The organism is Bartonella capreoli (assembly GCF_902813205.1).
Lineage (GTDB): Bacteria > Pseudomonadota > Alphaproteobacteria > Rhizobiales > Rhizobiaceae > Bartonella > Bartonella schoenbuchensis.
In genome coordinates, this window is sequence record NZ_CADDZX010000214.1 from 1 (window position 1) to 451 (window position 451).

At 32.2% G+C, this 451-nt stretch carries 1 pseudogene; it reads right to left on the minus strand.

The features are described from left to right. Positions 1 to 451, minus strand: a pseudogene (locus J7R05_RS08110) (MFS transporter); the annotation flags it as partial.

Genomic DNA, 451 nt, shown 5'->3' on the forward strand with positions numbered 1-451 from the left:
AAGGATACAACAGCTGTAATAATGGCTGTAAATGATAAAACAGTCGCGATAGCTTTGGGATCAATCAGTGAATTTATAAGAAGAGACGACAGATAAGATCGATAAGCAGATTTAAAAACACATAGAAGTAAAAATCCTAATATAAGAGCCGCAATGATTTGAAATGACATGAGAAAAAAAGCAATGGTTACCATACAACCAATCATTAAGACGGGAAAAATAGGATTTTGAAACTTTGAAAAATACTTCTGAAACAATATATTGGAACTTGCTGAAAAAAAATTCCCAATGATAAAAATAATCGAAACCAAAATAGCAGGTTGAAATGGCAAAAAATCAGAAAATGCGATAGAAACAGTTCGATTATTAACCAAAATAGCAAAAGCTGAAACTGCACTTAAAAAAATAAGAGTGAAGCGATAAGGATTTTTGACTTCTTTACGGCTGGCGC